The 24,458-nt window shown below is 69.0% G+C and carries 23 protein-coding genes, 1 tRNA gene and 1 pseudogene; 16 read left to right on the plus strand and 9 right to left on the minus strand.

The window, feature by feature from the left end:
• Positions 1-108 precede the first annotated feature (108 nt).
• Entirely contained in the window at positions 109-1,818 is a 1,710-nt protein-coding gene (locus tag FGM06_RS07965; RefSeq protein WP_144798626.1) for an HTTM domain-containing protein, read from the minus strand.
• Positions 1,819-1,983: 165 nt separating this feature from the next.
• On the opposite strand from FGM06_RS07965, the gene FGM06_RS07970 reads away from it, so the two are divergent.
• Both FGM06_RS07970 and FGM06_RS07975 read left to right on the plus strand, forming a co-directional pair.
• Positions 1,984-2,400 carry a thiol-disulfide oxidoreductase DCC family protein gene (locus FGM06_RS07970; RefSeq protein ID WP_144798627.1) on the plus strand — a complete coding sequence of 139 codons (417 nt, stop codon included), beginning with the start codon at positions 1,984-1,986 and terminating at the stop codon, positions 2,398-2,400.
• 132 nt (positions 2,401-2,532) lie between these two features.
• On the plus strand, positions 2,533-3,348 hold the full coding sequence (locus FGM06_RS07975; protein ID WP_144798628.1) for an enoyl-CoA hydratase/isomerase family protein: 816 nt from the start codon (positions 2,533-2,535) through the stop codon (positions 3,346-3,348).
• Positions 3,349-3,381: 33 nt separating this feature from the next.
• Here the strand turns inward: FGM06_RS07975 and FGM06_RS07980 are convergent, their stop codons facing one another.
• Both FGM06_RS07980 and FGM06_RS07985 read right to left on the minus strand, forming a co-directional pair.
• On the minus strand, positions 3,382-4,563 hold the full coding sequence (locus FGM06_RS07980; RefSeq protein WP_144798629.1) for a CaiB/BaiF CoA transferase family protein: 1,182 nt from the start codon (positions 4,561-4,563) through the stop codon (positions 3,382-3,384).
• Between the two features lie 379 nt (positions 4,564-4,942).
• Positions 4,943-5,016 (minus strand) — tRNA-Lys (locus tag FGM06_RS07985).
• 160 nt (positions 5,017-5,176) lie between these two features.
• Here FGM06_RS07985 and FGM06_RS07990 point away from each other — a divergent pair.
• From FGM06_RS07990 to FGM06_RS08010, 5 genes are all read left to right on the plus strand, one after another.
• Positions 5,177-6,193, plus strand: coding sequence for a TAXI family TRAP transporter solute-binding subunit (locus tag FGM06_RS07990; RefSeq protein ID WP_144798630.1), 1,017 nt, complete (start codon positions 5,177-5,179; stop codon positions 6,191-6,193).
• A 1-nt stretch (position 6,194) separates the two neighbouring features.
• Positions 6,195-6,698 carry a DUF1850 domain-containing protein gene (locus tag FGM06_RS07995; protein WP_144798631.1) on the plus strand — a complete coding sequence of 168 codons (504 nt, stop codon included), beginning with the start codon at positions 6,195-6,197 and terminating at the stop codon, positions 6,696-6,698.
• 82 nt (positions 6,699-6,780) lie between these two features.
• Positions 6,781-9,474, plus strand: coding sequence for a TRAP transporter permease (locus tag FGM06_RS08000; RefSeq protein ID WP_144798632.1), 2,694 nt, complete (start codon positions 6,781-6,783; stop codon positions 9,472-9,474).
• 111 nt (positions 9,475-9,585) lie between these two features.
• Positions 9,586-11,052, plus strand: coding sequence for a DHH family phosphoesterase (locus FGM06_RS08005; RefSeq protein WP_144798634.1), 1,467 nt, complete (start codon positions 9,586-9,588; stop codon positions 11,050-11,052).
• 103 nt (positions 11,053-11,155) lie between these two features.
• Entirely contained in the window at positions 11,156-11,368 is a 213-nt protein-coding gene (locus FGM06_RS08010) for a hypothetical protein (RefSeq protein WP_144798636.1), read from the plus strand.
• Between the two features lie 97 nt (positions 11,369-11,465).
• Here FGM06_RS08010 and FGM06_RS08015 read toward each other — a convergent pair whose 3' ends face one another.
• From FGM06_RS08015 to FGM06_RS08025, 3 genes and pseudogenes are all read right to left on the minus strand, one after another.
• Positions 11,466-12,452, minus strand: coding sequence for an aminopeptidase (locus FGM06_RS08015; RefSeq protein ID WP_186310989.1), 987 nt, complete (start codon positions 12,450-12,452; stop codon positions 11,466-11,468).
• Positions 12,453-12,569: 117 nt separating this feature from the next.
• Positions 12,570-13,544, minus strand: a complete 975-nt coding sequence (locus FGM06_RS08020; protein ID WP_144798640.1) for a sugar phosphate nucleotidyltransferase — start codon at positions 13,542-13,544, stop codon at positions 12,570-12,572.
• 113 nt (positions 13,545-13,657) lie between these two features.
• A pseudogene (locus tag FGM06_RS08025) lies at positions 13,658-13,951 on the minus strand (DUF5779 family protein); the annotation flags it as partial.
• 116 nt (positions 13,952-14,067) lie between these two features.
• Here FGM06_RS08025 and FGM06_RS08030 point away from each other — a divergent pair.
• The 4 genes from FGM06_RS08030 (at position 14,068) to FGM06_RS08045 (ending at position 18,437) form a co-directional block, all read left to right on the plus strand.
• Entirely contained in the window at positions 14,068-14,736 is a 669-nt protein-coding gene (locus FGM06_RS08030) for a thioredoxin domain-containing protein (protein ID WP_144798645.1), read from the plus strand.
• Positions 14,737-14,827: 91 nt separating this feature from the next.
• The gene (locus FGM06_RS08035; RefSeq protein WP_144798647.1) at positions 14,828-16,084 is read left to right on the plus strand and encodes an MFS transporter; all 1,257 of its coding nucleotides are present in this window, start codon (positions 14,828-14,830) and stop codon (positions 16,082-16,084) included.
• A gap of 75 nt (positions 16,085-16,159) precedes the next feature.
• The gene (locus tag FGM06_RS08040; protein ID WP_144798648.1) at positions 16,160-16,933 is read left to right on the plus strand and encodes a prephenate dehydrogenase; all 774 of its coding nucleotides are present in this window, start codon (positions 16,160-16,162) and stop codon (positions 16,931-16,933) included.
• 25 nt (positions 16,934-16,958) lie between these two features.
• Positions 16,959-18,437 (plus strand): small ribosomal subunit Rsm22 family protein, encoded by a 1,479-nt coding sequence (locus tag FGM06_RS08045; RefSeq protein ID WP_144798650.1) that lies wholly within the window; start codon positions 16,959-16,961, stop codon positions 18,435-18,437.
• A gap of 74 nt (positions 18,438-18,511) precedes the next feature.
• On the opposite strand, the gene FGM06_RS08050 is transcribed toward FGM06_RS08045, so the two are convergent.
• Positions 18,512-18,766 carry a hypothetical protein gene (locus FGM06_RS08050; RefSeq protein WP_144798652.1) on the minus strand — a complete coding sequence of 85 codons (255 nt, stop codon included), beginning with the start codon at positions 18,764-18,766 and terminating at the stop codon, positions 18,512-18,514.
• 35 nt (positions 18,767-18,801) lie between these two features.
• Positions 18,802-19,560 carry an SOS response-associated peptidase gene (locus tag FGM06_RS08055; RefSeq protein WP_144798654.1) on the minus strand — a complete coding sequence of 253 codons (759 nt, stop codon included), beginning with the start codon at positions 19,558-19,560 and terminating at the stop codon, positions 18,802-18,804.
• A 133-nt stretch (positions 19,561-19,693) separates the two neighbouring features.
• On the opposite strand from FGM06_RS08055, the gene FGM06_RS08060 reads away from it, so the two are divergent.
• The gene (locus tag FGM06_RS08060; RefSeq protein WP_144798656.1) at positions 19,694-20,458 is read left to right on the plus strand and encodes a ribonuclease H-like domain-containing protein; all 765 of its coding nucleotides are present in this window, start codon (positions 19,694-19,696) and stop codon (positions 20,456-20,458) included.
• Positions 20,459-20,489: 31 nt separating this feature from the next.
• On the opposite strand, the gene FGM06_RS08065 is transcribed toward FGM06_RS08060, so the two are convergent.
• Positions 20,490-21,539, minus strand: a complete 1,050-nt coding sequence (locus tag FGM06_RS08065) for a polymer-forming cytoskeletal protein (RefSeq protein ID WP_144798658.1) — start codon at positions 21,537-21,539, stop codon at positions 20,490-20,492.
• 173 nt (positions 21,540-21,712) lie between these two features.
• Here FGM06_RS08065 and FGM06_RS08070 point away from each other — a divergent pair, with 173 nt between their 5' ends.
• The 4 genes from FGM06_RS08070 (at position 21,713) to FGM06_RS08085 (ending at position 24,451) form a co-directional block, all read left to right on the plus strand.
• The gene (locus FGM06_RS08070) at positions 21,713-21,898 is read left to right on the plus strand and encodes a DUF5786 family protein (protein ID WP_144798660.1); all 186 of its coding nucleotides are present in this window, start codon (positions 21,713-21,715) and stop codon (positions 21,896-21,898) included.
• Between the two features lie 68 nt (positions 21,899-21,966).
• Entirely contained in the window at positions 21,967-22,164 is a 198-nt protein-coding gene (locus FGM06_RS08075) for a DUF5800 family protein (protein ID WP_144798661.1), read from the plus strand.
• A gap of 52 nt (positions 22,165-22,216) precedes the next feature.
• Entirely contained in the window at positions 22,217-23,422 is a 1,206-nt protein-coding gene (locus tag FGM06_RS08080; RefSeq protein ID WP_144798663.1) for an LEA type 2 family protein, read from the plus strand.
• 225 nt (positions 23,423-23,647) lie between these two features.
• Positions 23,648-24,451: a DUF7839 domain-containing protein gene (locus FGM06_RS08085; protein WP_144798665.1), complete on the plus strand. Its 804-nt coding sequence runs from the start codon at positions 23,648-23,650 to the stop codon at positions 24,449-24,451.
• Positions 24,452-24,458: the final 7 nt, after the last annotated feature.

Consider the following 24,458-nt stretch of genomic DNA (forward strand, 5'->3'; position numbering starts at 1 on the left):
TACTAGCATCGCAGCGCCCTCTCTGGCCGCCAATCGCGTGACGTGGGGGATTACCAATGGTCAGCGGACGCGAGCGATCGCCTCCGCGCCCGTCCAGACGGTCCGACCTCACTCGTTCTGGACGAACTCGCCCGAGCAGTCGTACTCGATCAGCTCGACCCTGCCCCCGGCCTCGACGGTTCCGTTGTAGGGGTCGGTCCGCTCGTACAGCTGGTAGACGGTCACGTTCTCGACGCCCGTCTCGTGGGTCCGGTTCCACTCCTCACAGAGGTGGTTCGCGAGGTACGAGCGGTGGTTCTCGTTGTCGGCGGAGTAGACGTTCGTGAGGTACTTCCGCCAGCGCGAGGTCGGATAGGTGGCCTCCGCGCGCGCCGGGCGGTCGAAATCGACCGTCGCGTCTCTGAGCACGTCCCGTTCGGTTCCGTTCTCGAGGGTCCCGGGCGCGACGAACCACCGCGTCGTGTGGGTGGGGTCGGGCGCGAACATCCGCCACGACTGGTCCATCTCGACGGCGTCCAAGACGTCCTCGCCGGGGTCGGGGACCTCGGCGTAGTCGACCGCCTGCGCGCCCGAGAGGAGGATCAACACGAGGAAGACGTACGGGAGGACCGTCGAGAAGAGGACGCGTCCGCGGGCGAGGCCCGCGGTGAGGTCCGCGCTGCGAAGGCCGTCGAGGGGCTCCGGCGCGGTCGGGCGGGCGAACGATCCGCGTCGAGGGAGCGACGGGCGTCGGGGAAGCGACGGAACGTCTCTCGCCCGGGATTCGAGGCGGGAGCGCCAGCGCACGAGCGGTTTCGACCACCCCAGACGGTCGACCGCGCGCTCGGCGGCGTCCCACGCGGGCGTCTGGAAGAACGGAATGAAGCCGACGACGACGACGATCGGAAACAGGTCGATCCGCATCGTGACCGCCATCCCGAGGTGCATCCCGACGAACAGCGAGGCGATCGCAGCGCGCGGAATCCCGGTGAGCAGGAGCAGCAGCGGCGACGCGAACAGCAGCCCGATCCACAGAAACGTGAGCGCGCGCAGCAGGCCGGGGAAATCGGCGACGTGGTTGCCGAGCAGATAGGTGAAGTGGTCGGCCTGCATGACGTACGCGACGGCCTCGCCGCTCATCCAGAGGTCGCCCTCCCGCTTGTGGACGGCGTTCGTCACGTACATCAGTAGCATCTGCAGCAGGACCGCCATCGTGGCGACGCTCGCCACGGCGGGACCGCTCGGACCCGGCGTCTCGGACCCGGCGTCGCTCTCCGCCCGAGGCCCGACGCCGCTTTCCGCCGCGGAATCGGCGTCCGATCCCGTACCGACCCGCGCGTCCGCCCGCCGGGCGGCGTCGACCGACCAGCGCGCGCCGAGCGGGAGGAAGACGCTCCAGAAGAGCAGCATGCGCAGCAGGCTGTCGCCCGCGTTCAACACCATCGGGTTCCGGGCGTGCAGCGAGAGCAGCAGCAGCCACGAGACGACCGCCATGAGTCGCGTTCGGTACCCGACGAGCAGCGCGAGGGCGAACGCGCCGGCGACGGCGAACAGCAACGCCGCGGCCCACGGCTCGCCCGAGAGCGTGTGCGGCAACGGGGTCGTCGAGTAGTCCGCGAAGAGCGCTCGTCGGGGGAGCACGCCGTAGTCCGTGTAGAAGGCGGTCAGCCACCGCGAGCGCCGGGCGAGGTCGGCGAGCAACAGCGCCCCGAGCCCGATCCGGAAGGCGGCGAGCGCGCGCAGGTCGACCGCGACGCGCGCGGCGAGCGCCGCGGAGAGCCGACTGAGGGCGTTCGAGAGTCGCGACCGAGCGGTGTCGGTGGAGGGCGTTCGTTCCATAATTTCGTAGCGGAGAGTTCAGGAGGAATCTCAGTTCAGTCGGCATAAGCTTGTTGTAAATTGAAACGTTCATTTCACCCTCGTCGGGATACCCACGGACGGGAGCGCCGTCCGGGCTCCCGTCGATCGGAAGCGTGAACTGGGGCGGCCGCGTACGTTGTCGCCATGGCCGCAGAGCCCCCGGACGCCGACGCGATCGTCCTCTTCGACGGCGTCTGTAACCTCTGTAGCGGATTCGTGCAGTTCATCCTCCCCCGCGACGACGAGGCGAAGTACCGCTTCGCCTCCCTCCAGTCCGACGTCGGGCAGGCGCTGCTTGCCGAACACGACCTCCCGAGCGACGAACTCGAGTCGGTCGTCCTGATCGAAGACGGAGAGAGCTACGTGAAGTCGTCGGCGATCATCCAGATCGCGACGGGGTTGGGCGGTGCGTATCGGCTCCTCTCGCCGTTCCGGTACGTTCCCCGATCGCTCCGCGACCGGATCTACGACTTCGTCGCCGACCACCGATACCGGTGGTTCGGTAAGAAGGACCGGTGCATGATGCCGTCCGGAGATGTCGAGTCGCGGTTCTTGGAGTGACCGGAGTCGCTCGGACCGCCGGTGAGGCCTCCCGCCGTCCGGACGGGCGGCTCACCGACGGCCGTGATGGCGAACCCCGTAAGCGTAACAGACACCGCTGTTTTGATTAGGTGACCCAGCGATCTTCCGGGAATGTCCGATGACAGGCTCGTCGAATACGAGATCACCGACGGCGCGGCGATACTCCGTCTGAACCGCCCGGAAAAGAAAAACGCGCTGAGTGAGGCCTTGGTCGTCGAACTCGCGGACGCGGTGGAGGCCGCCGAGGAGGCCGACGGGGTTCGAGCGGTCGTGATCACGGGCAACGGCGACGCCTTCTCCTCCGGATACGACCTCTCGGAATCCGGCGGTACAAACGAGGAAGGCGTGCCGACCGTCGAGGACGGCCTGGAGCGCCAACAGCGGATCCTGCCGCTCTTCACGACGATCCACGAACTCACGGTTCCGGTAATCGCGGCCGTCAACGGTGCGGCGCTCGCCGGGGGGAGCGATCTGGCGTTGACCTGCGACCTCACGATCGGGAGCGATCGGGCGACGTTCGGCTACCCGGGCGTCCGGATGGGCGGGTTGTCGCTGTCCCTGATCTATCCCTTCGTCATCGGAATCAAGCACGCCCGTGAGCTGATGTACACCGGCAAGACGATCGACGCCGAGGAGGCCGAACGCATCGGGATGGTGAACCGAACGGTCCCGCACGACGAACTGATGGACGAGGCGCTGGCCGAGGTCGAGGCGATAAAGAAGACGCCCGGAGCGACCGTCCAAATCACGAAGCACATGCTCAACGACGTGGTCGAGACGCAGGGGTACCGACCGGCGGTCAGAAACAGCGGTTACCTCGCGACGCTTTCCCACCAGACCGGTCCCGGACGGAAATTCTTCGAGATCCGCGAGGAGGAAGGGGTAGGAGCGGCCATCAAGTGGATGAACGAAACGGAGAAGCCGTAACACGACGCGCCACCGCTCGTTCCTCGCCGGCGGTCACTCGACAGCCCCCTCGGACCGGAGGCGGTCGATCGCCGCTTCGTCGTATCCGAGATCGGTCAGGACAGCGTCGGTGTCGCCGCCGAGCTCCGGCGGTGGGTCGCGACAATCCGAAGTGAGTCGCTCGAAGCGCGCGGGCGAGGCGATAACGTCGGCGTCGGGAGCGTCAGTCCGAGACATGGCCGTTCGCAGTCCCCGCTGTAGGACGTGTTCGTCCTCCCAGACCTCCTTCGTATCGTAGATCGGTGCAGCGGGAACCTGTCGATCATGGAGTCGATCGAGCCACCGCTCGCGGGACGCCTCGGCGAACGTCGCGTCGAGTTCGTCGATCAGCGCCGGGCGGCTCTCAAGCCGATCGGCGATCGATCCGAAGCGGTCGTCCGCCGCGAGGTCGGGGCGATCGATCACTGTACAGAGCTCCTGCCAGAGCGGGTCGGTGCCCGCGGCGACGACGATCCGCCCGTCGGCACACTCGAAGGGGCCAAACGGCGCCATTCCGGTATGTCGCTCCGTTCGGGGGCGGGGCTCGTCGTGGCGAAAGGTGTACGCCGCCCGTGAGCATAACCAGGAGATCGCCGCGTCGAGCATCGGCACTTCGACGTACTCGCCGTCGATCTCGCCGGCCTCCCGTGCGTAGAGGGCCGCGATAACGCTCTGAATTGCGTACATCGACGCCGCGAGGTCGCCGCTCGGGAGCCCCGACCACAGGGGCGCTTCGCCCTCGCGTCCGGTCAGCGCCATGATCCCGCTCATCGCTTGGATGATCATATCGAAGGCCGGAACGTTCTCGTATGGGCTCTCCGCGCCGAACCCAGTGATGGTGCAGTAGACGATTTCGGGGTTGACCGCACGTACCGACTCGAGATCGAGCCCGAACGTGTCGATACGCCCCGGCTTGGTGTTTTCAACGAATGCGTCCGCCTCCGCCAGCAAATCGAGCGCGACGGCCTGTCCCGACTCGGATTTGAGATCGAGGGCGACGCTTCGCTTGTTGCGATTGACGGTATCGAAATACTCCGGTGCCGGCTCGACGCTCCGGGCAAGATCACCGCGTCCCGGCGGTTCGATCTTGATCACCTCGGCACCGAGATCGCCGAGCGTCATCGTCGCAAAGGGGCCTGCGACAACCTGGCCGAGTTCGACAACAGTGATATCATTGAGCGGGCGTATCGGTGGCACATGGCGTGGAACAGATGATCACTATAAAACGTTATCGACCATTGCTCGACCGAGCTCAAGGAACGCGACCGCGGTAGAATACACCGTCTACCGAGGGTTTCAACAGAGACTCACAACTAGTCGCCGACTGTCACAGTCGAATAGAAACCGGGATCAGACCGATCGTCGTCGGTTCAAAATCACCGAGTGGTCCCCTACGCAGTATGTTGAATCTGAAACAACGTTACACCGAAGTGGGAGCGGGCTATGACCGTAGATGTCACACGTGAGGGGGCACCGTTCGGTCACCGAACGAAATCCACCCGCAAATGCGACGGACCTGAATCGGTCAGGGTGCCGTCATGCGATCCGCGCGACTCGGAATCGTTCGGTGAAGAAGCGGGCCGGGCGCGATTTGAACACGCGACCGACGGATTAAGAGTCCGTCGCTCTCCCTAACTGAGCTACCGGCCCTCACCGAATTCTACCCCTGACGAGGTAAAAGGCCTTTTCATTCGACGCCGCCCGAGACGTCGGTCACACCGCGAACCGACGGGACCGAGCGGCGGTCACGTGCGACCACGACGGTCTCATGGGAAACCGTTATCAACTCCTGTTGTGTATCAACTGTCGTATGTTAGACAATCAAACCGACGACCGGATCGACCGGCGGACACTCCTCCGAGGCGCGGCCGCGGCGGGCGTCGTGGGAATCGCCGGCTGTTCCGGCGACGGCGGCGACGGCGGCGACGGCGGCGATGGAAGCGACGGCAGTGACGGGAGCGACGGCGGCGACGTCATCCGCTGGCACGCCGGCGGCACCGGCGGGACGTACTTCCCGCTGTCCGGCGAGTTCGAGGGGGTCATCGAAGACCAGACCGACTTCCCGGTCGAGGTCTCCTCGACGGGCGCGTCCGTCGAGAACGTCGGCAGCCTCGGCAACGGCGACGCCGACTTCGCGCTGATCCAGAACGACATCGCCTACTTCGCCCGCAACGGCGAGGGGCTCGACGCGTTCGACGGCTCCCCGGTGGAGAACCTCCGCGGCGTCGCGACGCTGTACCCGGAGACCATCCACGTCCTGCTCAACCCCGACGCCGACGTCAGCTCGCTCTCCGACCTGGAGGGGATGCGCGTCAACACCGGCGACCTCGGCAGCGGGACGCAGGTGAACGCGCTCCAGATCCTCGAGTCGGCGGGCGGGCTCACCACCGACGACTTCGACGAGCAGAACACCGACTTCACGCAGGCGGCCAACCAGCTCCGCGACGGCGACGTCGACGCCGCGTTCGTCGTCGGCGGCTGGCCCGTCGGCGCGGTCGAGGAGCTCGCGACGACGACCGACGTACAGATCCTCAACATGTCCGACGAGGAGCGACAGGCGGCCCGTGACGACGCCTCCTGGTTCGCAGACGACACCATCCCCGCCGGCACCTACGAGGGCATCGACGAGGACGTCGACACCGTCTCCGTCCAGGCGATGATCGCGACCCGCTCGGAGTTCTCCGCGGACACCGTCGAGGCGGTCACCGAGGCCATCTTCGAGAACCTCGACCAGCTGTCGATCAAGACGGACTTCATCTCCGTCGACTCGGCGCAGGACGGCATGTCGATCGAACTGCACGAGGGCGCGGCCCGCTACTTCGAGTAGCGTGACTCTCGGATCGCGGGCGACGGCGATCGGCGGCGGGTCGCTCCTCGTCGCGGGCGCCGCGGTCCTCGCACTGCTCGCGATCCTCGCCGGCGTCGCCCTCGGCGGCGCCGACCCCGTAACCGGGGAACGGACCCTGGTCGTGACCGACGACGACGGCGCGGAACTGCTCGCCACCCCCGTCGGCGACGAGACTGAGATTGTGATCGAGTACACCCACAGCGTGGAGAAGACGCTCGTTCGCGACGTGTACGTCGCGTCGGACGACGGGCTCGTCATGACGCGGATGGAGTTCAGTTCGTTCGGCGCCGGGCTCCCGTCGCAGGCCGACGTGACGGAGCGCGACGGGCGGTACGTGTACGACCCGCCGTCGACGACGTACGAAACGCTTCATCTCAAGACGGGAGCGGTCGCCGACCACGACCTGATCGTCGGCGGCGAGCGGTACGACATCGCGGCCATGAGCGACGACGGCGCGGTCGAACTGACTGTCGAACGACGCTGAAACGGGTCGCGAGGGCGACCCCTTGCCGCGCGGCGGACGCACGGCGCGGCGGACGCGACACACACCGGAGGACACCACAACTGTGACGACGAACACATCTGACGCGGTCGAACCGGATCCGGATGAGAGCGACGAGGCGGACCAAGTCTTCGAGGAGATCGACAACCGGCGGTCGCTGACGGGGATCCCGTTGATCGCCGTGGCGGTCGTCGGGATCCTCTTCTCGTCGTTCCAGCTGTGGCTGGGCGCGCGCGGGTTCGTCTTCGAGTTCACGATTCCCGGATTCGGCGTCGTCGAGATCGCCTCGCTCGCCTCGCTGCAGATCCGGGCGATCCACGTGAACTTCGCGCTGGTGATGGCGTTTCTCCTGTTCCCCGGATCGATGGGATCCGGTGCAGTCACTCGTCGGATCGGGGCGCTTCCGGCGGCGGTCCGAAACCGCGTCGGCGACTCGCCGGTGACTCGGGTCGCAGAGGCGGTCCGCGGGGCCGTCTGGTGGGCCTTCGTCGACGAGGAGTCGACGCGGATCACCCCGTCGGACCTCGTGTTAATCCTCCTCTCGACGTTCCCGACGATCTACTACGTCACGCAGTACGACGAGATCACGGACGTCATCCGCGTGCGGGGACTCGGGGGCGCGGGGACGCTCGGCGAGGTCGTTCCGCGGCTCGCGGCGCTGGAGCTCGGCTTTCTCGCCGACTACAGCCTCGCGTATCTGATGGGCGTGCTCGCGATCCTCCTGGTGTTGGAGGCGACGCGGCGGGCGCTCGGCCTGCTGCTCACGCTGCTCGTGAGCCTCTTCCTGCTGTACGCCAAGTACGGCTACCTGCTCCCGCGGGACCTGCCGGTGGCGCGGACGTTCGCCACCTCGCAGCTCCGCTGGAACCAGATCGTCCAGAACCTCTGGTACACGGTCGAGGGAATCTTGGGCGTCCCGGTGGGCGTCTCCGTTCGGTTCATCTACATTTTCATCCTGTTCGGCGCGTTCCTGGAGATGTCCGGGGCCGGGAAGTGGTTCATCGACCTGGCGTACTCGATCACGGGCACGCGCAAGGGCGGCCCGGCCAAGGCGAGCGTCGTTGCCTCCGGCTTCATGGGGATGCTCTCCGGGTCGTCGGTCGCGAACACCGTGACGACGGGCGCGCTGACGATCCCCCTGATGAAACGCTCCGGCTACTCGCCGGAGTTCTCCGGCGCCGTCGAGTCGTCGGTCTCCTCCGGCGGTCAGATCCTGCCGCCGGTGATGGGCGCGGCCGCGTTCCTCATCGTCGAGTACACCGGGACGCCGTTCCGCGACGTCGTCATCGCCGCGACGCTGCCCGCCATCGCCTTCTTCTTCGGCATGTGGGTGATGGTACACTTCGAGGCCGCCAAGCGCGGGATCGGCGGACTGGAGCGGTCCGAGCTGCTGGACATGGGCCCGCACATGCGTCGCGGGTGGTTCTACCTCGTCCCGCTCGCGCTCCTCCTCCACTACCTCGTGATCGCCCGGCTCTCGGTGGGGCGTGCCGGATGGCTCACGATCGTCGCGACCGTGGCGCTCATCGCGATGGTCGCGGCCTACAACGAGCGGACCGGGACGTACCTCGTCGGCGGCATCGCCGCCGGCTACGCGCTGTTCGCCGTCTCGCTGTTCTACGCGGGGCGGACGCCGGTCGGCATGCTGTACGGCGCCGAGCCGGTCGATCTCGGAGTCACCGCCGCGCTCGGGGCGGCGGCCGCGGCGCTCCCGACCGTCGTCACCGCGATCAGCCTCGCGTTCCTCCTGGCGGACCCGAGCGGGGACGCGCCGCTGCTCGACCTCGACGACGACGTGGTCGGCGCCGCGACGTGGTTCGACGAGCGGACCGGTCTGGAGATCGCGGGCTCGCGGGCCGGCCAGTTCGGGGCGTTCGTGCTGAAGGCGATGGACTCCGGCGCGAAGACCGCGACCATCGTCGTCGTCGCGGTGGCCGCCGCGGGCGTCATTCCCGGCGTCATCGGCATCACCGGACTCGGGGGGAGCCTCCGGGCGCTCATCATCAGCGTGAGCGGCGGGTCACTCGTCCTCCTGTTGATCCTCGCCGGCCTCGCGGCCGTGATCGTCGGGATGGGGATGCCGACGACGGTGATGTACATCATCATCGTCGTGCTGCTGGGGCCGGTCCTCCCCGAGTTCGGGATCGCGATCCTGGCGGTCCACCTGTTCGTCCTCTACCTCGGGCTGATGGCCGACGTGACGCCCCCGGTGATGGTCGCCGCCTACGCCGCGGCCGGGATCGCGAAGTCCGACCCCTTCGACACCGGCAAGCAGGCGTTCCTGCTGTCGCTGAACAAGATCCTCGTCCCCTTCGCCTTCGTGTTCTCTCCGGGGATCCTCCTCCTCCGCACGACCGACGGACAGGGGTCGATCCTGACGGGCGCAGACGTTGGGGACCTCGGCTTCTTCCTGCCGGAGGTCGCGGCGCCGATCCTCGCGGTGTTCGCCGGCGTCTACGCGCTCGGCGTCGCGATCATCGGGTACTACCACACGGACGTGCGCTCGGGTTCGCGCGTCTCGCTCGTCGCCGCCGCGGTGTTGCTGTCGGTGCCCGGCATGGTGTTGCTCCCGGCCAGCGCCGCCCTGGGGCTCGCGGGCGTCGACGTCGCCCTCTACTCGGTCACGAACGAGCTGATCGCTCGCGGCGTCGGCGCGGCGATGCTCGTCGGCGGACTCATCCGGAACCGGCGGCGCGCGGGCCGCGAATCGGCCGATCCGGAACCGGTCGAGGAATCGTCGGACGTCGCGGCGCAGTAGGCGGCGCGACGGCACGCGTCCCGTCCGCTCGTCTCGTTCCCGTGTTCCCGCCTTGACCGTCCCACGCGGAGAGCGCACTCGTTAAGTGTCGTCCCGCGGAAATCACGTGCAATGAGTAGTGGGGCATCCGGATCGGCGCGGACGCGATACGCGATCCTCGGCTGTGGCAGCGTCGGACACGCGGTCGCGGAGGAGCTGACGAGCCGCGGCAAGGACGTCCTCATCCTCGACCGCGACGAGAGCCGCGTCGAGGCGCTCCGCGACCAGGACCTCAACGCCCGCGTGCAGGACATCGCCGAGCCCGACGTCGTCGACGAGCTCGACGACCGCGACATTGTGTTGATCCTCGCCAGCGACGTCGAGGCGAATAAGGCCGCCGTTTCGGCGGTGCGCGACGTCGGCGGCGACCACTACGTCGTCGTCCGCGCCTCCGACCCCGTCAGCGAGGACGAGCTCCGCGAGCGCGGCGCCGACGTGGTGATCAACCCCTCGACGGTGATCGCCGACAGCGCCCTGCAGTCGCTCGAGACCGGTGAGCTGGAGTACATGGCCCGCCAGCTCGCGGAGATCATCGAGCAGGGCGGCGGCCGGATGGCGATCTTAACCCACGACAACCCGGAGCCGGACTCGATCGCGTCGGCGACCGCGCTCCAGGCGATCGCGGACGCGTTCGGCGTCGAGGCCGACATCCTCTACTCCGGCGACGTGGGCCACCAGGAGAACCGGGCGTTCGTCAACCTCCTCGGGATCGACCTCGTGGCGCGATCGGACGCGCCCGACCTCTCCGAGTACCAGACGGTCGCCGCGGTCGACCTCGCGAAGTCGGCCGACGACGGCTTCGGCTTCGACGTCGAGATCGACGTGTACATCGACCACCTGGAGGCCGACGTCCCGTTCGACGCCCGGTTCGTCGACGTGCGGACCAACGTCTCCTCGACGTCGACGATCCTCACGAAGTACCTCCAGGAGTTCGACCAGTCGCCGACCGAGGCGGTCGCGACCGCGCTCCTGTACGGGATCCGCGCCGAGACGCTCGACTTCAAGCGGGACACGACGCCGGCGGACCTGACGGCGGCCGCGTACCTCCACCCGTTCGCGAACCACGACACGCTCGAACAGGTGGAGTCGCCGTCGATGAGCCCGGAGACGCTGGACGTGCTCGCGGAGGCGATCCAGAACCGCGAGGTGCAGGGGAGCCACCTCTTCTCGACGGCCGGCTTCATCCGGGACCGCGAGGCGCTCGCGCAGGCGGCCCAACACCTGCTCAACTTAGAGGGGATCACGACGACCGCCGTCCTCGGGATCGCCGACGACACGATCTACCTCGCCGCGCGCTCGAAGGACATCCGCCTGAACATCGGCAACGTCCTCGACGAGGCGTTCTCCGAGATGGGCGACGCCGCCGGCCACTCCACGCAGGGCTCGCTCTCGATCCCCCTCGGCATCTTCACCGGCATCGAGGCGAGCGGCGAGAACCGCGACACCCTCCTGCACCTCACCGAGGAGGCCGTCCGTCGGAAGCTGTTCGACGCGCTCGGCGTCGAGGGCGGGGCCGGTGACGGCGGGAACGGGTCGTAGCGGGATCGACGGCGGGAACGACGCCGACCGGTCGGGCCGCGACCGCCGGATCCGTTTTACTCGTCTGCCCCGTACTCCCGACGCGCGAGGCGCCGCGCCCACCATGCACGTTCCGGAGGACCCGCCCGCGACCTGCCCCGCCTGCGGCGACCCCTACGAGTCCGTGTCCCGCCACGCCGACGGGTTCGTCGTCAACCTCCTCGACAACGATCGGTACCGGCGGGTGTGCTTCGACCCCGCGAGCGACGGCGACGACCCCGCGCTCGACTGTTATCATCACACACACGAACAGGCCGACGGATCGGCGAGCGAGTAGCGTGAGGTACTCTCGTTCGCATTTAAAATCGAGATGACGATCGCGACAAGGTCGGTGATGGAGACTGCACCGATGACGAGGGCGATCGCGTCGTCTATCAGAGGTTTCGAGCGTATTCGAGCACCGCCTCTTCCCGAAACTCCCCGTTTTCGAGAACGGTGAAGCCGTCGAAGGCGACCGTCGTCTCGGTGAGCGTCATATCGAGATGGAGATCACACTCGACGCTCCCGCCGAGCGTGATGTTGTCCCCGATCGCGATGTGCATCGTGCCCCGCTTCTTTTTGTCCGTGGCTTGGTTCCCCGTGAGTTGGACGTCTGCGTTCGTACCGATAGACGGGGCTTCCGCGATGTTGCGGGCGCAGTCCCCCGTCGATTCGACGAGTTTCGAAAGCTCGTCCGCCTGTGTGCCCCCCGAGATACTCTCGACGTTCCCGTCCTCGATCGCGAGTTCCACCGGGCCGTCGAGTCGGCCGATACTGTCGATGGAGTAATCTACGACGACCGTGCCCTGCGCGCTCCCTTCGACCGGAGTGACTGCGGACTTCCCGGCGGGCAGGACGACGAGTCCGCGGTCGAACCCGTCGTCGATCAGGAATCCGCTGCGACCGTGCAGGCCGACTGTTAAGTCCGTTCCCCTGTCGTTCGTTATCCGTGCGGACTCGGCGCTGGTTTGGATCTCGGCGACCGCCCTCGTCACGTCTCGCAACGCGTCGTAGTCGGTGTCCATCTGGTTCATCAAGACGTCTTCGGTGACGCCACGCATGAGAACGAAACGCGTCCCGTCCTCCGACGCGTCCCTTCGCGCGTCCGTATGAGCGATGTCGTACGTTCCGACGTCGAATACGATATCGGCTTCGTTGAGTGCACCGGCGACGACCGCCGGCTGCTCGACGTTGTGTCCGGTGAGCCGCGGCTTCACTAGCAGCGAGGTCGTCGCCCCGGCCGCTCGAGCGGCGCTCGCAAGCGGTCGAGCGACGTGCACCATCAACGGATCGGTGAGGACGACGACCTCTTCGTCCGACGTCACCTCGCCGACGCTCTCGATTACCTCTCGACAGATGTCACTGTATTCGAGTTCTTTCACACTGCCAACACGGCACCCGACAGCTAAGCTTCTTTGCCGCGTCATCTCTGACAGGCGACCGCACGCAAGTGCTGTCAGACCGTTTCGAACGAGTCTCTCGGCGGAGACCGTCGCCTGTTAGAAGTCGTCGCCGTCGGTGATCGAAGTGTACGAGCCGATCAGCGCGCCGGACAGGTCGACGCCCTCCAGCGTGACGCCCTCGTCGATCACGGAGTTCCGGATCTCCGAGTCGGTGATCGTCGCGTCGGGGAAGACGACCGAGCGGTCGAGCGTCGAGTCGGTGACGGTCGCGCCCGACATGACGTGGACCACGTCGCCGAGGTCGGAGCCCTCGACGGTCGCGTCGTCGGCGACGAGCGTGCCGCCTTCCAAGGCGTACTCGACCGCGTCGAGGTAGCTGTCGGCGGTGCCGATGTCGAACCACGCGCCGTCGAAGGTGAACGCGTGAACTGGGCCGCGCCCCTGGAGCCACTGGAGGAACCAGCCCGGCTCGTCGGGGTTGTTCCCGTCCGCGAGGTACGTCGAGAGGTCGGGCAGCGTCTCCGCCGGGAACGCGTAACACGCGATGGAGACGAGCGTGCTCTTCGGGTCGTCGGGCTTCTCCTGGAAGTTCACGACCTCGTCGCCGTCGAGCTCGACGAGCCCGTACGACTTGGCGCGCTCGCGGTCCTCGACGTCGTAGGCGGCCAGCGTCGGCGTCCCCTTCGACTCGAAGAAGTCGGCGAACTCGGCCAGGTCGAAGCTGATCATGTTGTCGCCGGCGACGACGATGAGGTCGTCGTCGACCCCTTCGCGGTCGACGAGCTGTTCGAGCGCCCCCACGACGCCGAACTTCTCGTTCTCCTCGACGGTCTCCTCGACCGAGAGCGTCGGCTTCTCGAACGGGCTCTCGGCGAGGTACTCGTCGAACGTGTCGGCGAAGCGCTCGTTGGTGGAGACGAACACCTCGTCGACGCGGTCGTCCGCCTCGAAGTCCTCGAAGATCTCGTCGATGACGGTGTTGTCGCCGACCGGCAGGAACATCTTCGGCCGGTGCTCGGTGATCGGCCAGAGTCTGGTCGCGTATCCCCCCGCGAGTACGACGGCTTTCATATCACCCCCGTCTCACCCCGGTGGCATACTTCTTTTGCTCCTGTCAACCACCGAAAACGCGGCAGGGGCACACGGGGGGTCGATTCCGAGTGGGAAGCGGCGGACGCGACTTACTCGCTCAGCCGGTCGGTGTCGATGCCCACTCCCGGCGGGGTGACCACGAGGAACCCGCGGAAGTGCATCAGCTCGCCGCCCATGTCCTTCACCTCGCGGGCGAAGCCGGCGGCGAGCTCGTTGAGGTCGCCGTCGATCGACAGCACGAGGGTGTTGCCGTAGTCGACGCTGCGGACCCACTCCTCCGGGTCGGTCGTGCCGTCGAGGACGCCGAGGACGACGTCGCCGGCCGCCGCGATCGCCTCGTCCATCTGCTCTTCGGCGTCGCGTAAGTCGAGGTCCCAGTCGCTCATACCTCAGGGTCGCGAGGCGACGGCAAAAACGTTCGGACCCGTGCGACAGCGTCGGACGCCGAGCGCCGCGGACGGGTCGCGGAGTCGTTAAGTGCGCGCCGACCCCAGCAGACGATATGGAACGCACGCGGCGGTCCCTGCTCGCGGGTGCGGCGTCGGTCGGCGTCGTCGGCGCGGCGGGGTGTCTCGGCGGCGGAGGCGGCGGGAGCGGCGGCAACACCATCGACCCAGGAGAGTACGACTGCGACCTCTCGGAGCCGTCGGACCCGGACCTGGAGTTCCGGCCCGTCATCGGCGACCCCGAGTCCGACGTCGTCGTGCAGTCGTTCGTGGACTTCACCTGCGGTCACTGCGCCACCTACGAGCTGGAGCACTTCCCGGCGATCCGCGAGGAGTACGTCGCTCCCGGGGAGGTGCGCTACGAGCACTGGGACTTCCCGATCCCCGTCAACGAGGCGTGGGCGGTCCCCGTCGCCAGCGCCGCCCGCGGCGTGGGCGCGCGTCAGGGTCCGGAGGCGTTCTTCGAGTTCGCCTCGACGGCGTTCGAGTCGCAGGGCAGCTACAGCGGCGAGGCGATCGGCGCCGCCGCCGACGCCGCCGGCGCGGACCCCTGCGCCGCCATCGCCGACGCGCAGTTCGCGGCGTACGAGGAGGCCTCGATGAGCGACCGGAGCGAGGGCGAGTCGATGGGCGTTCAGGGGACGCCGACAATCTTCGTGAACGGCGAGCCGACCGACGACTACCGCGCGGAGACGGTCGCGGCCGCGATCGAATCGGCGCTGTAACCGGAGGCCCTCGGCGCGCCCGCAGGCCCGGTCGGTGCCGCCGTCCGCCCGTGCGTCGGCCTTTTGTCCGTCCGCCTCCATTTATAAGTCAATGAGCGACGAGGACCGCGGGGAGCGACGCCTGCTCGGCGCCGTCGTGCTCGCGGTGTTGATATCGCAGGTCCTACTCTACCCGGGGGTCCCGAGCCTCGTGGTCGCGCTCGGCGCGCCCGCCGGCATCGACGCCGGGATGTGGTTCCTCGTCGCGGAGTTCGGCGCGTTCGTCTCCTTCGCCGTCGTCTGGGGCGCCCTCAGCGACGCGCTCGGAAAGCGGGTCCCGCTGATCGTCGCCGGCGCGCTCGGCGGGGCCGCCTCGTACGTCGCGCTCGCGGCGGTGCCCGAGATCGGCCTCGGCTTCCGGGCGGCGCTCGCCGTCCGCGTCGTCGGCGGGGCGCTCACTATCGGCGCGTTCTCGCTCGCGATCACGTCGCTGATGGACCTCCGCGGCGGCAACGGACGCAACATGGGCGCCGCCGGCACGGCGATCGGGCTGGGCGCGGCGGTCGGCGCCGTGGTCGGCGGCGCGCTCGCCGACCTCGACCCCTTCTACCCCGTGTACGCCGGGGCGGCGGTGCTCGCCGGCGCGGGCCTGCTCGCGGCCACCGTCGACGACCGAGCGGTGGGACGCGGGAACGCGACGGGGTCGGCGGAGGCCGGCGACGAGGCCGGCTTCCGCGACGTGCTCGCGCAGGCGCGGACGACGCGCGGGCTCCTCGTCCCGCTGGCGTTCGGGTTCGTCGACCGGCTCACGGCCGGTTTCTTCGCGCTGGTCGGCGTCTACTACTTCCAGGACCCCGCCACCTTCGATCTCTCGGCCGCCGGCGCGGGGGCGACGCTCGCGCTCTTCTTCGTCCCGTTCGCGCTGCTCCAGTCCCCGTTCGGGTCGCTGTCGGACCGGGTGGGCAGGTTCCTCCCCGTCGTGGTTGGCTCGGTGGCGTACGGAGTCGTCACGATCGGGGTCGGCGTCGCGCCGACGTATCCCCTCGCGGCCGCGCTGATGGTCCTCGTCGGGGTCTGCGGCGCGCTGATGGCGCCGGCGACGATGGCGCTCGTCACCGACCTCGTCGAGCCCGAGGCCCGCGGCGCGGCGATGGGGCTGTTCAACGTGTTCGGCTCGCTCGGCTTCCTCGCCGGCTTCCTCGTCGGCGGCGGCGCCACGGGCGCGTTCGGCTACGCGCCGGCGTTCCTCGCGGTCGGCGGGCTGGAGCTCGCCATCGCGCTGGCGCTGTTCCCGGCCGTTCGGGCGCTCGCGCCGGGGGAGGGGCTTCTCGGGCTCCGGGGCGGCGCCGATCAGTCGGCCTCGGAGTAGCCACTCGCCCGGAGTAGCGTCCGCCGGCCGAGTCGAGCCTTTTTAAGCCTCGCGCGCCCTCCGTTCGGGCAACCGATGGACCTACTCGTCGTGGGCGCGGGCGAGATCGGCCGGTGGATCGCCGACACGGTGTCGGCCGACGAGTCGCCGGTGGACCCGACGGTCGCGTTCGCCGACCGTGACCCGGACGTGGCCCGCGACGCCGCCGCGTCGCGCGAGGCGACGACGGTCCCGGCCGACGGCGACACCGCCCACGACGCGGTGTGTCTCGCGGTGCCGATGTCGGCGGTCCCGGCCGCGGTCGAGGCGTACGCGCCCCGCGCGGAGCGGGCGATCCTCGACGTCTCCGGCGAGATGACCGACGCGATCGCGGCGATGCGCGAGCACGCGTCGGACCTGGAACGCGCGAGCTTCCACCCCCTGTTCGCGCCGCCGCGCGTCCCGGGCAACGTCGCCTGCGTGGTCGACGAGGGCGGCCCGGTCGTCGAGGGGATCGCGGCCGCGATCGAGGCCGGCGGCAACGAGGTGTTCGAGACGACGGCCGCGGAGCACGACCGGGCGATGGAGACGGTGCAGGCCGGCGCGCACGCGGCCGTCCTCGCGTGGCGGCTCGCGGGCGACGACGTGCGCGAGGAGTTCCACACGCCCGTGTCGGCCGCGCTCGACGACGTCGCCGACACCGTCACCGAGGGCGCGCCCGAGGTGTACGCCGAGATCCAGCGCGCTTTCGAGGGCGCCGACGACGTGGCCGACGCGGCCCGCGAGATCGCCGACGCCGACTCGGACGAGTTCGCCGACCTGTACGAGGCGGCCCGCGGCGACCGCGAGGGCCGGGAGCGACACGAGTGAGCCGATCGACGACCCCTGTGATTCCATGATAGACAGAGAGGCGGTCCGGAACAACGCCAACTACCTGCGCAACGTCAGACCGATCGACCCCGAGGAGATCGCGGAGTACATCGAGGGGGTGCCCCACCCGGCGGTCGTCCGCGAGACGCTCCGCGAGGAGGCGTTCGACCTCCGGCTGCGCGAGCGCGACGACGGGAGCTTCGAGCCGGTCCCCGAGGGGCCGATCCCAGATCCCGGCTGGGCGCCGACGGCGTTCCCGGAGTCCTACGCGTTCGCCCTCGAAGACCTCCTCGTCGCCGAGTTCGGTGCGAACTGGCACCGCGGCGAGTCGGGAGCGGAGCTCCGCGAGGCGGTCCGGCGGCTGAAGACCGACTACCTCTACGAGAACGACGTCGAGTACGACCGCGTCGCGGCGCTCGGGTACGCGATCTACCACCTCCCCGCCTACTACGCAACGATCGGGTACGTCCTCGACGACCTCGTCGAGAACGAACTACTCGACCGGACGCCCCGCGTCCTCGACGTGGGCGCTGGCGTGGGCGGCCCCGCGCTCGGCCTCCACGACTACCTCCCCGACGACGCCGTCGTCGACTACCACGCCGTCGAGCCGAGCGCCGCGGCCGACGTGCTCGACCGACTGCTCGACGAGACCGGTCGCAACTTCCGCGCGACGATCCACGAGACGACGGCGGAGTCGTTCCTCGGGGTCGACGGCGGGTCCTCGGTGGACGCCGGCGGGTCCTCGGTGGACGCCGGCGGCTCCGACGCCACCGACGACCCCTTCGACCTGATCGTCTTCGGGAACGTCCTCTCGGAGCTCGCGGACCCGGTCCCGGTCGTCGAGGCCGCGCTCGACCGCCTCGCCGACGACGGGAGCGTCGCCGCCTTCGCGCCCGCCGACCGCAACACCGCGATGGGGCTCCGCGAGATCGAGCGCGCGGTCGTCACGCCGTCGAGCGGCGTCGAGACGTACTCGCCCACGCTCCGGCTCTGGCCGGACGCCACGCCGTCGGACGGCGGCTGGTCGTTCGACGTCGCCGACGACCTCGACGTGCCCCCCTTCCAGCGGCGGCTCGACGAGGCGGCCGAGCGCGGCGCGAGCGACGAGCCGGGCGAGTTCGTCAACGTCGACGTCCAGTTCGCGTACGCGATCCTCCGTCCCGACGGGAAGCGCCGCGTCGGCGTCCGGGCGAGCGACGGCCGCTGCGCGCGCATGGCGGACTCCGAGGACCACGTCACCGACCGCGTGAACCTGCTCGCGGTGAAGCTCAGCCACGACCTCAGCGCGGGCGACAACGCGCTCTACCGCGTCGGCGACGGCTCGCAGGCGGTCGACCACTACCTCGTCTGCACGCGCGAGACCGTGCTCAACGAGGACCTCCGGCGGGCCGACTACGGCGCGGTCGTGTTCGTCGAGAACGGCCTCGTGCTCTGGAACGACGACGAGGGCGCGTACAACGTCGTCGTCGACGACGAGACGGTCGTCGACCTGGTCGCGCCCTGACGGGGCGGTCGGTCCCGTCGCGACGCGCCGGCGGCGAGCGCGGAGCACGTCACCCCGCGCTCACCGGCGACCGTTCACGCGCGACCGTTCACGACCGATCCGCTCGGGCCGACCTCGTCGCGGACGGCGACGTAGAGGACCCAGACGACGACGCCGCCGAGGAGCGCGCCGAGCGTCCACGCGACCGCGTGGCGGCTGTTCCGGTCCGTCGCGTCCAGGTAGACGAGCAGCGACGCGAGCAGCGCCGGGACGACCAGTATCCCGGCGAGGAGGAGCGCGACGAGCAGTTCCGGACCGACGGGAACGCCGATCTGCAGGATGGAGGGCATGTCGTCTTTTCATCCGGAAAACAGGTCTAAAAAGATTACTTATCGGCGACCGGATCGATCAGCTCCGGCGCGTCGACTCCGGGCGAGTTCACCCGCGTCGACACCGGGTACGCCGTCAGCTCGTCGGCCGGGTAGGGGTCCAGCAGCGCGGCGGCCTCGTCGGCGTCGCCGCGGAGCCACGTCTCCTCCTCGCCCGGATCGAGAATCACCGCCATCCGATGATGGAGGTCGGCGACGAGGTCGTTCGGCTCGGTGGTCACGATCGTGAACGTCTCCACGGGCCCGTCCGACTCGTCGCCCTCGCCGCCGTCGTCCGACCCGCCGCCGAACGCCCCGAGGCCGGTCTGCGTCGTCTCGGGCTCGGGGGGCTCCCACCGCTCGTAGAGGCCCGCCATCGCGAACGGTCGGTCGTCCTCGAACGCGACGCGGTAGGGGGTCTTCCCGGGGTCGCCGGAGCCGCCGTGGTCGCCGGGGCCGTCCGGCCCGCCGCCGTCGACCCACTCGTAGAAGCCGTCGGCGGGGACGAGACACCGCCGCCGCTCGAAGGCGTCGGCGAAGCTCCGCTTCTCGCGGACCGTCTCGGCGCGGGCGTTGATCAGGCCGAACGACTCGTCGGCCCACGAGGGCGTCAGCCCCCACTCCATCCGGGTCGCGGCGGTCGGATCCTCGTCGGCGATCACCGGAAGCTCCTGGCCGGGCGCACAGTTGTAGCTGGGCTCGACGCCGCCGAAGTCGGCGCCGAACCGCGCCTCGAGGTCGGCGGCGGGTGTGAAAAGCGTATAGCGGCCGCACATTGATGGCGGGAGTTGGCGCCGCCGATACTTAACTAGCGGTCGATCGCACCGTCGGCTCCCGCCTCGCCGCCTCCCGTCCTCTCGCCCCGTCGCCTCCCGTCGGGTTTTTGCCCGCGCGCCGCCGCGGTCGGGTATGCGCATCGAGAACAGCTTCATCCCGGTCGAGGGAGTGGGCGAGACGACGGAGCGCCGGCTCTGGCGCGAGGGCGTCACCACCTGGCGCGACTTCGACCCCGCCGTCGACGTCGCGGGCGTCGGCTCGACCACCGCCGACCGGATCGAGTCGTTCATCGCCGAGGCGCTGACGCGCCTCGACGACGGCGACGCGGCCTACTTCGACCGCGCGTTCCCGAGCGGGGAGCGCTGGCGGCTCTACGAGAACTTCCGCGAGGAGACCTGCTTCTTTGACATCGAGACGACCGGCCTCGACGAGCACCGCGACCGCGTGACGACCGTGAGCTTCCACCGGGACGGGGAGACGACGACGCTGGTCGCCGGCGACGACCTCACCGCCGACCGCCTGCGCGAGCGGTTCGCCGACGCCAGCCTGCTCGCGACGTTCAACGGCGCGCGCTTCGACGTCCCCTTCCTCGAGACCTCCTTCGGCATCGAAGTGGACACGCCCCACCTCGACCTGATGTACCCCTGCAAGCGGATCGGGCTCTCCGGGGGGCTGAAGCCCATCGAGAAGGAGATCGGGATCGACCGCGACCGCCCGGACATCTCGGGGCGGGACGCGGTCCGACTCTGGCGCGAGTACGAGCGCGGCGACGCCGACGCGCTCGACACGCTCGTCTCGTACAACCGCGAGGACACCGAGAACCTCCGAACGCTCGCCGACTTCGTCTGCGAGCGGCTCCACGAGGACGTGTTCGTCGGCGCCGCTGCCGAGCGATAGAGCGGTCCGAACATCGACCGACGGGCGCCCGCTACGTCGCTTCGGCGTCGGGGTCGACCTGGGTCTCTGCCGTCTCCGACTCCACGTCGCTTTCGGCGTCCGCCTCGGCGTCGGCGTCCTCTGTGTCCGTTTCGTCGTCGGCGTCCTCGCCCTCTGCGTCCGCCTCGTCGTTGGCCGACTCCGTCGGTTCGTCGGCGTCCAGCTCGTCGGAGTCCTCCCCGTCGTCGGCGTCCGTCTCGCTCTCCGTCTCCTGGATCAGCTTCATCTCGCCGCGGGCCCGGAGGGAGCCGTCGATCTCGGCGCCGTCGTGGACCACGAGGTCGCCGGCGGAGACGTCGCCGAGCACCCGCGCGCCGGCCTCGATGGTGACCGTCCCGCCGCGGGTGGTGACGTCGCCGTGGATGACCGTCTCGGCGCCGACGGTGACGCCCTCGCGGGCGCGGAGGGAGCCGAACACCTCGTTGCGCTCGCCGACGCGGACGGATTCGGCGCGGAGGTTCCCGTGAATGCGGCAGTCGTCGCCGACCGTCGCCGGCGTCGAGACGCGCCACGCGTCGTCGGAGATCTCGGCGCCGCGCGGGACCAGCAGGGGGTCGCGCACGTCGTCGCCGTCGGCGAGCGCCTCGGCGAGCTCGTCGGCCGCGTCGGTCTCGCCGACCCGCAGGAGCTGTGAGAGGACGATGAAGTAGAAGACGATGGTGGGGACGGGGTTGCGGATGACGATCCAGCCGTTCGCCTCGAACCCCTCCTCGATCGACACGTCGTCGCCGATGTCGAGGTCCCCGGAGACCATCAGCCGGCCGGTGACCGTCACGCGCTCGCCGAGGTACGCGTCCTCACCGACGAGCACGTTGCCGTCGACGGTACACCACGTGTCGAGCCGGCAGTCGCCCTCGGCCTCGATGTCGTTGCCGACGCGCACCCGCTCGCCGATCGCGACGTTGCGCCCGCGGAGGCCGAACTCCACCGTCGACTGGCCGCCGACGAGCACGTCGCCGTCGACGACGAGGTCGTGCTCCTCGACGGTCGTCTCGGACGGGACCGCGAGCTCCTCTATCGGACCGTCTCCTCGCAGCGACACACCGGGAGAACTCCCTCCGCGCGTATAAACGGTGTGGGGTCGTCTGACTGTCGTCTGACGCGCACGCAGCGATCCGACCCGACACGGCGATCCGAACGTTACGGCGCGTGCGACTCCCTCTCGGACCGCCGCCGGGTCACTACCCTCTTGAGTCCGGCGCGGGAGGGTCAGGTATGGGATTCGGATCGTACGACGAGAGCGAGCAGAAGGACCAGGACGTAGACACCGACGACGACGGCGCCGTCAACGTCCACGAGCACGACCACGACGGCGAGGTGTCCATCGAGGGCGGCGCGTCCACCGACGACCTGGTCGGCCGCCTCTCGGAGATGAAAGACGACGACGGCGACGAGGAGTAAGCGGCCGTCCGAACGGTCGTCCACGCCGTGTCACGCTCCTTTTATCTGGTCGACGCCTACGACGCCCCATGAGCACCGACCTGACCTTCACCGACGACGGCGTCGACGTCGTCTACGAGGGGACCGAGTTCGAGCTGGAGAAGGACCTGATCGAGGAGGCGACCGGTAAGGGGTTCCGCGACGTCACCGACCACGAGGTGTTACAGATCGTCGCCGAGGAGCCCGAGTTGGACGGCGAGCCCGTGCGGATCGGCGACGTCCTGTAGGGCGACTCCGCGAAGCGGTACGATTTTACGCCCCGGTCGGTTCCGCCGGGGTATGAAGCTCGGAGACGCGCTCGGAGCGCTCACGGGGTCGAAGCTCAGGACCGCTCTCGTCGGGCTCGTTGTCCTCGGGGGCGCGGTCGGCGGCGCGTTCGCCGTCGGGATCCTCGGCGTCCCGGGCGTCGCGGCGGTCGACAACACCTTCGGCAACGTGACGAACGAGACGACCGAAGTGAAGACGGATCTGGTCGTCTCGAACCCGAACCCGGTCGGCATCGGGCTCGACGGCGTCTCCGTGAACTACACCGTCTCGATGAACGACGTCGAGATGGCGCAGGGCGGCCGCAAGGGGGTGACCGTCGAGTCCGGCAACTCCACGATACCCCTCGAAACGGACCTGCGGAACGACGCGATCCCGCCGTGGTGGGTCACTCACGTCCGCAACGGCGAGCGGACCGACGTCGGTATCGACGCCAGCGTCACCTCGGACCTGCTCGGCCGGACCGTGGAGTTCAGCCGGAGCCGCGAGATCACGACCGACCTGCTCGGCGCCTTCAACTCGAACGAGACCCGACCGGTGAACGCCGACAGCCCGCTGACCGACGACCCGATCCTCTACGTCAACGAGACGCGGGGCGAGTGGGGAAGCGTCAGCGAGGCCGAGACGCCGATAGACATGGCGTTCACCGTCTACAACCCGAACCTCGAACCGTACGCGATCACGGAGATCGGCTACGACGTCACGATGAACGACGTCGAGATGGCCACGGGACGGACCGAGGAGGGGTACGTGATCCCCTCGCGGAGCTCCGAGACGATCGAGTTCACGACCGCGCTCCGGAACCCCCGCCTCGACGAGTGGTGGGTCACGCACCTCGACGAGGAGGTCCGCGGTCATCAGGTGAGCCAGCTCCGGATCGAGTTCTACGCCGTGATCGAGCTCCCGAGCGGCGAGGAGGTCACCGTTCCGCTCGACGAGCTGACCTACGAGGAGACGATCGAGACCGACATCTTCGACGAGGGCGACGACGTGCGCGACGCGGGCGACGCCGACGGGAGCGGTGCCGACGGCGACGGTTCCGGCACGAGCGACGACACCACGGACGGCGGGAACGAGACCGACGACGGGAGCAGTACCGACGACGACACCACTGATGACGGAGACTCCACCGGCGGTAACACCAGCGACGACGACGGTACCGACGACAACACCACCGACGGCGGATCGGACGGCGGTGACGACGGCGTTCTGCCGCTGTAGCGACGTCGAGGCCCCCAAACGCTGATCGGTCGGAACCGGTCGGCGTGACGGCCGCTCTCTCTCTCAGCGTCGACGCTCCGGTACACAAGCCGACCAAACTCCGACTCAACTGGAATTGTTCGAGGAAAACGATGTTTGCTATCGGTCGGCGCGAGACCGCGTCTGGCGCGAACGCGCGCTTCGGTATACAACACTACTTTAGTTGCGGCCGCCGAACGCCCGATAATGGCCGACGCCGACGGCGGGGGCTCGCCGGACGTCCTCGAGAACAAGCGGAGCGCGACGCGGTATCAGGTCCTCGTGGAGATCGCGGCCCGCCAGCCGGCGGTGAGTCAGGGGGAGATAGCCGACACGATCGGCGTGACCTCGCAGGCGGTCAGCGACTACGTCCGCGACCTCGTCGAGGCCGGATACGTCGACAAGGGCGGCCGCGGCCGGTACGAGGTGACGAAGGAGGGGGTCGACTGGCTCATCTCCCGCACCGACGACCTGGAGACGTACCTCGAACGGGTGAACTCCGACGTCCTCGGCAGCGTCGAGGTCGACGCCGCCATCGCGCTCGACGACGTGGCAGAGGGGAGCGAGGTCGGGCTGGTGATGCGCGACGGCGTCCTCCACGCCAACCCCGCGGGCGGCACCGCGACCGCGGTCACCGTCACGAGTGCGGAGCGAGGCGCGGCGGTCGGCGTCGCCGACTTCGAGGGGGTCGTCGACTACGACACCGGAACCGTCTCCGTGCTTCCCGTTCCCACCGTCACCGACGAGACCCCGCCCGACCCGGACGTGATCTCGACGCACGTCCCGGATGACGGATTGCTCGCGGTCGCCGGCACCGAGGCGTACGCGCTCGTCTCCCGGAGCACGGCGACCCCGGACATCCGGTTCGGGACCGCCGAGGCCGTCGCGGAGGCGGGGATGCTCGGCCTCGACGTCCTGTTAGTCGCGGTGACCGACGAGATCCCGCGTCACACGTCCAAGCTCCGGGATAGGAACGTCCCGCATCGAGTCCTCGACTCCGACGACCGTTAGCCGGTCT

This window comes from Halorubrum depositum (assembly GCF_007671725.1).
Taxonomy (GTDB): Archaea; Halobacteriota; Halobacteria; order Halobacteriales; family Haloferacaceae; genus Halorubrum; species Halorubrum depositum.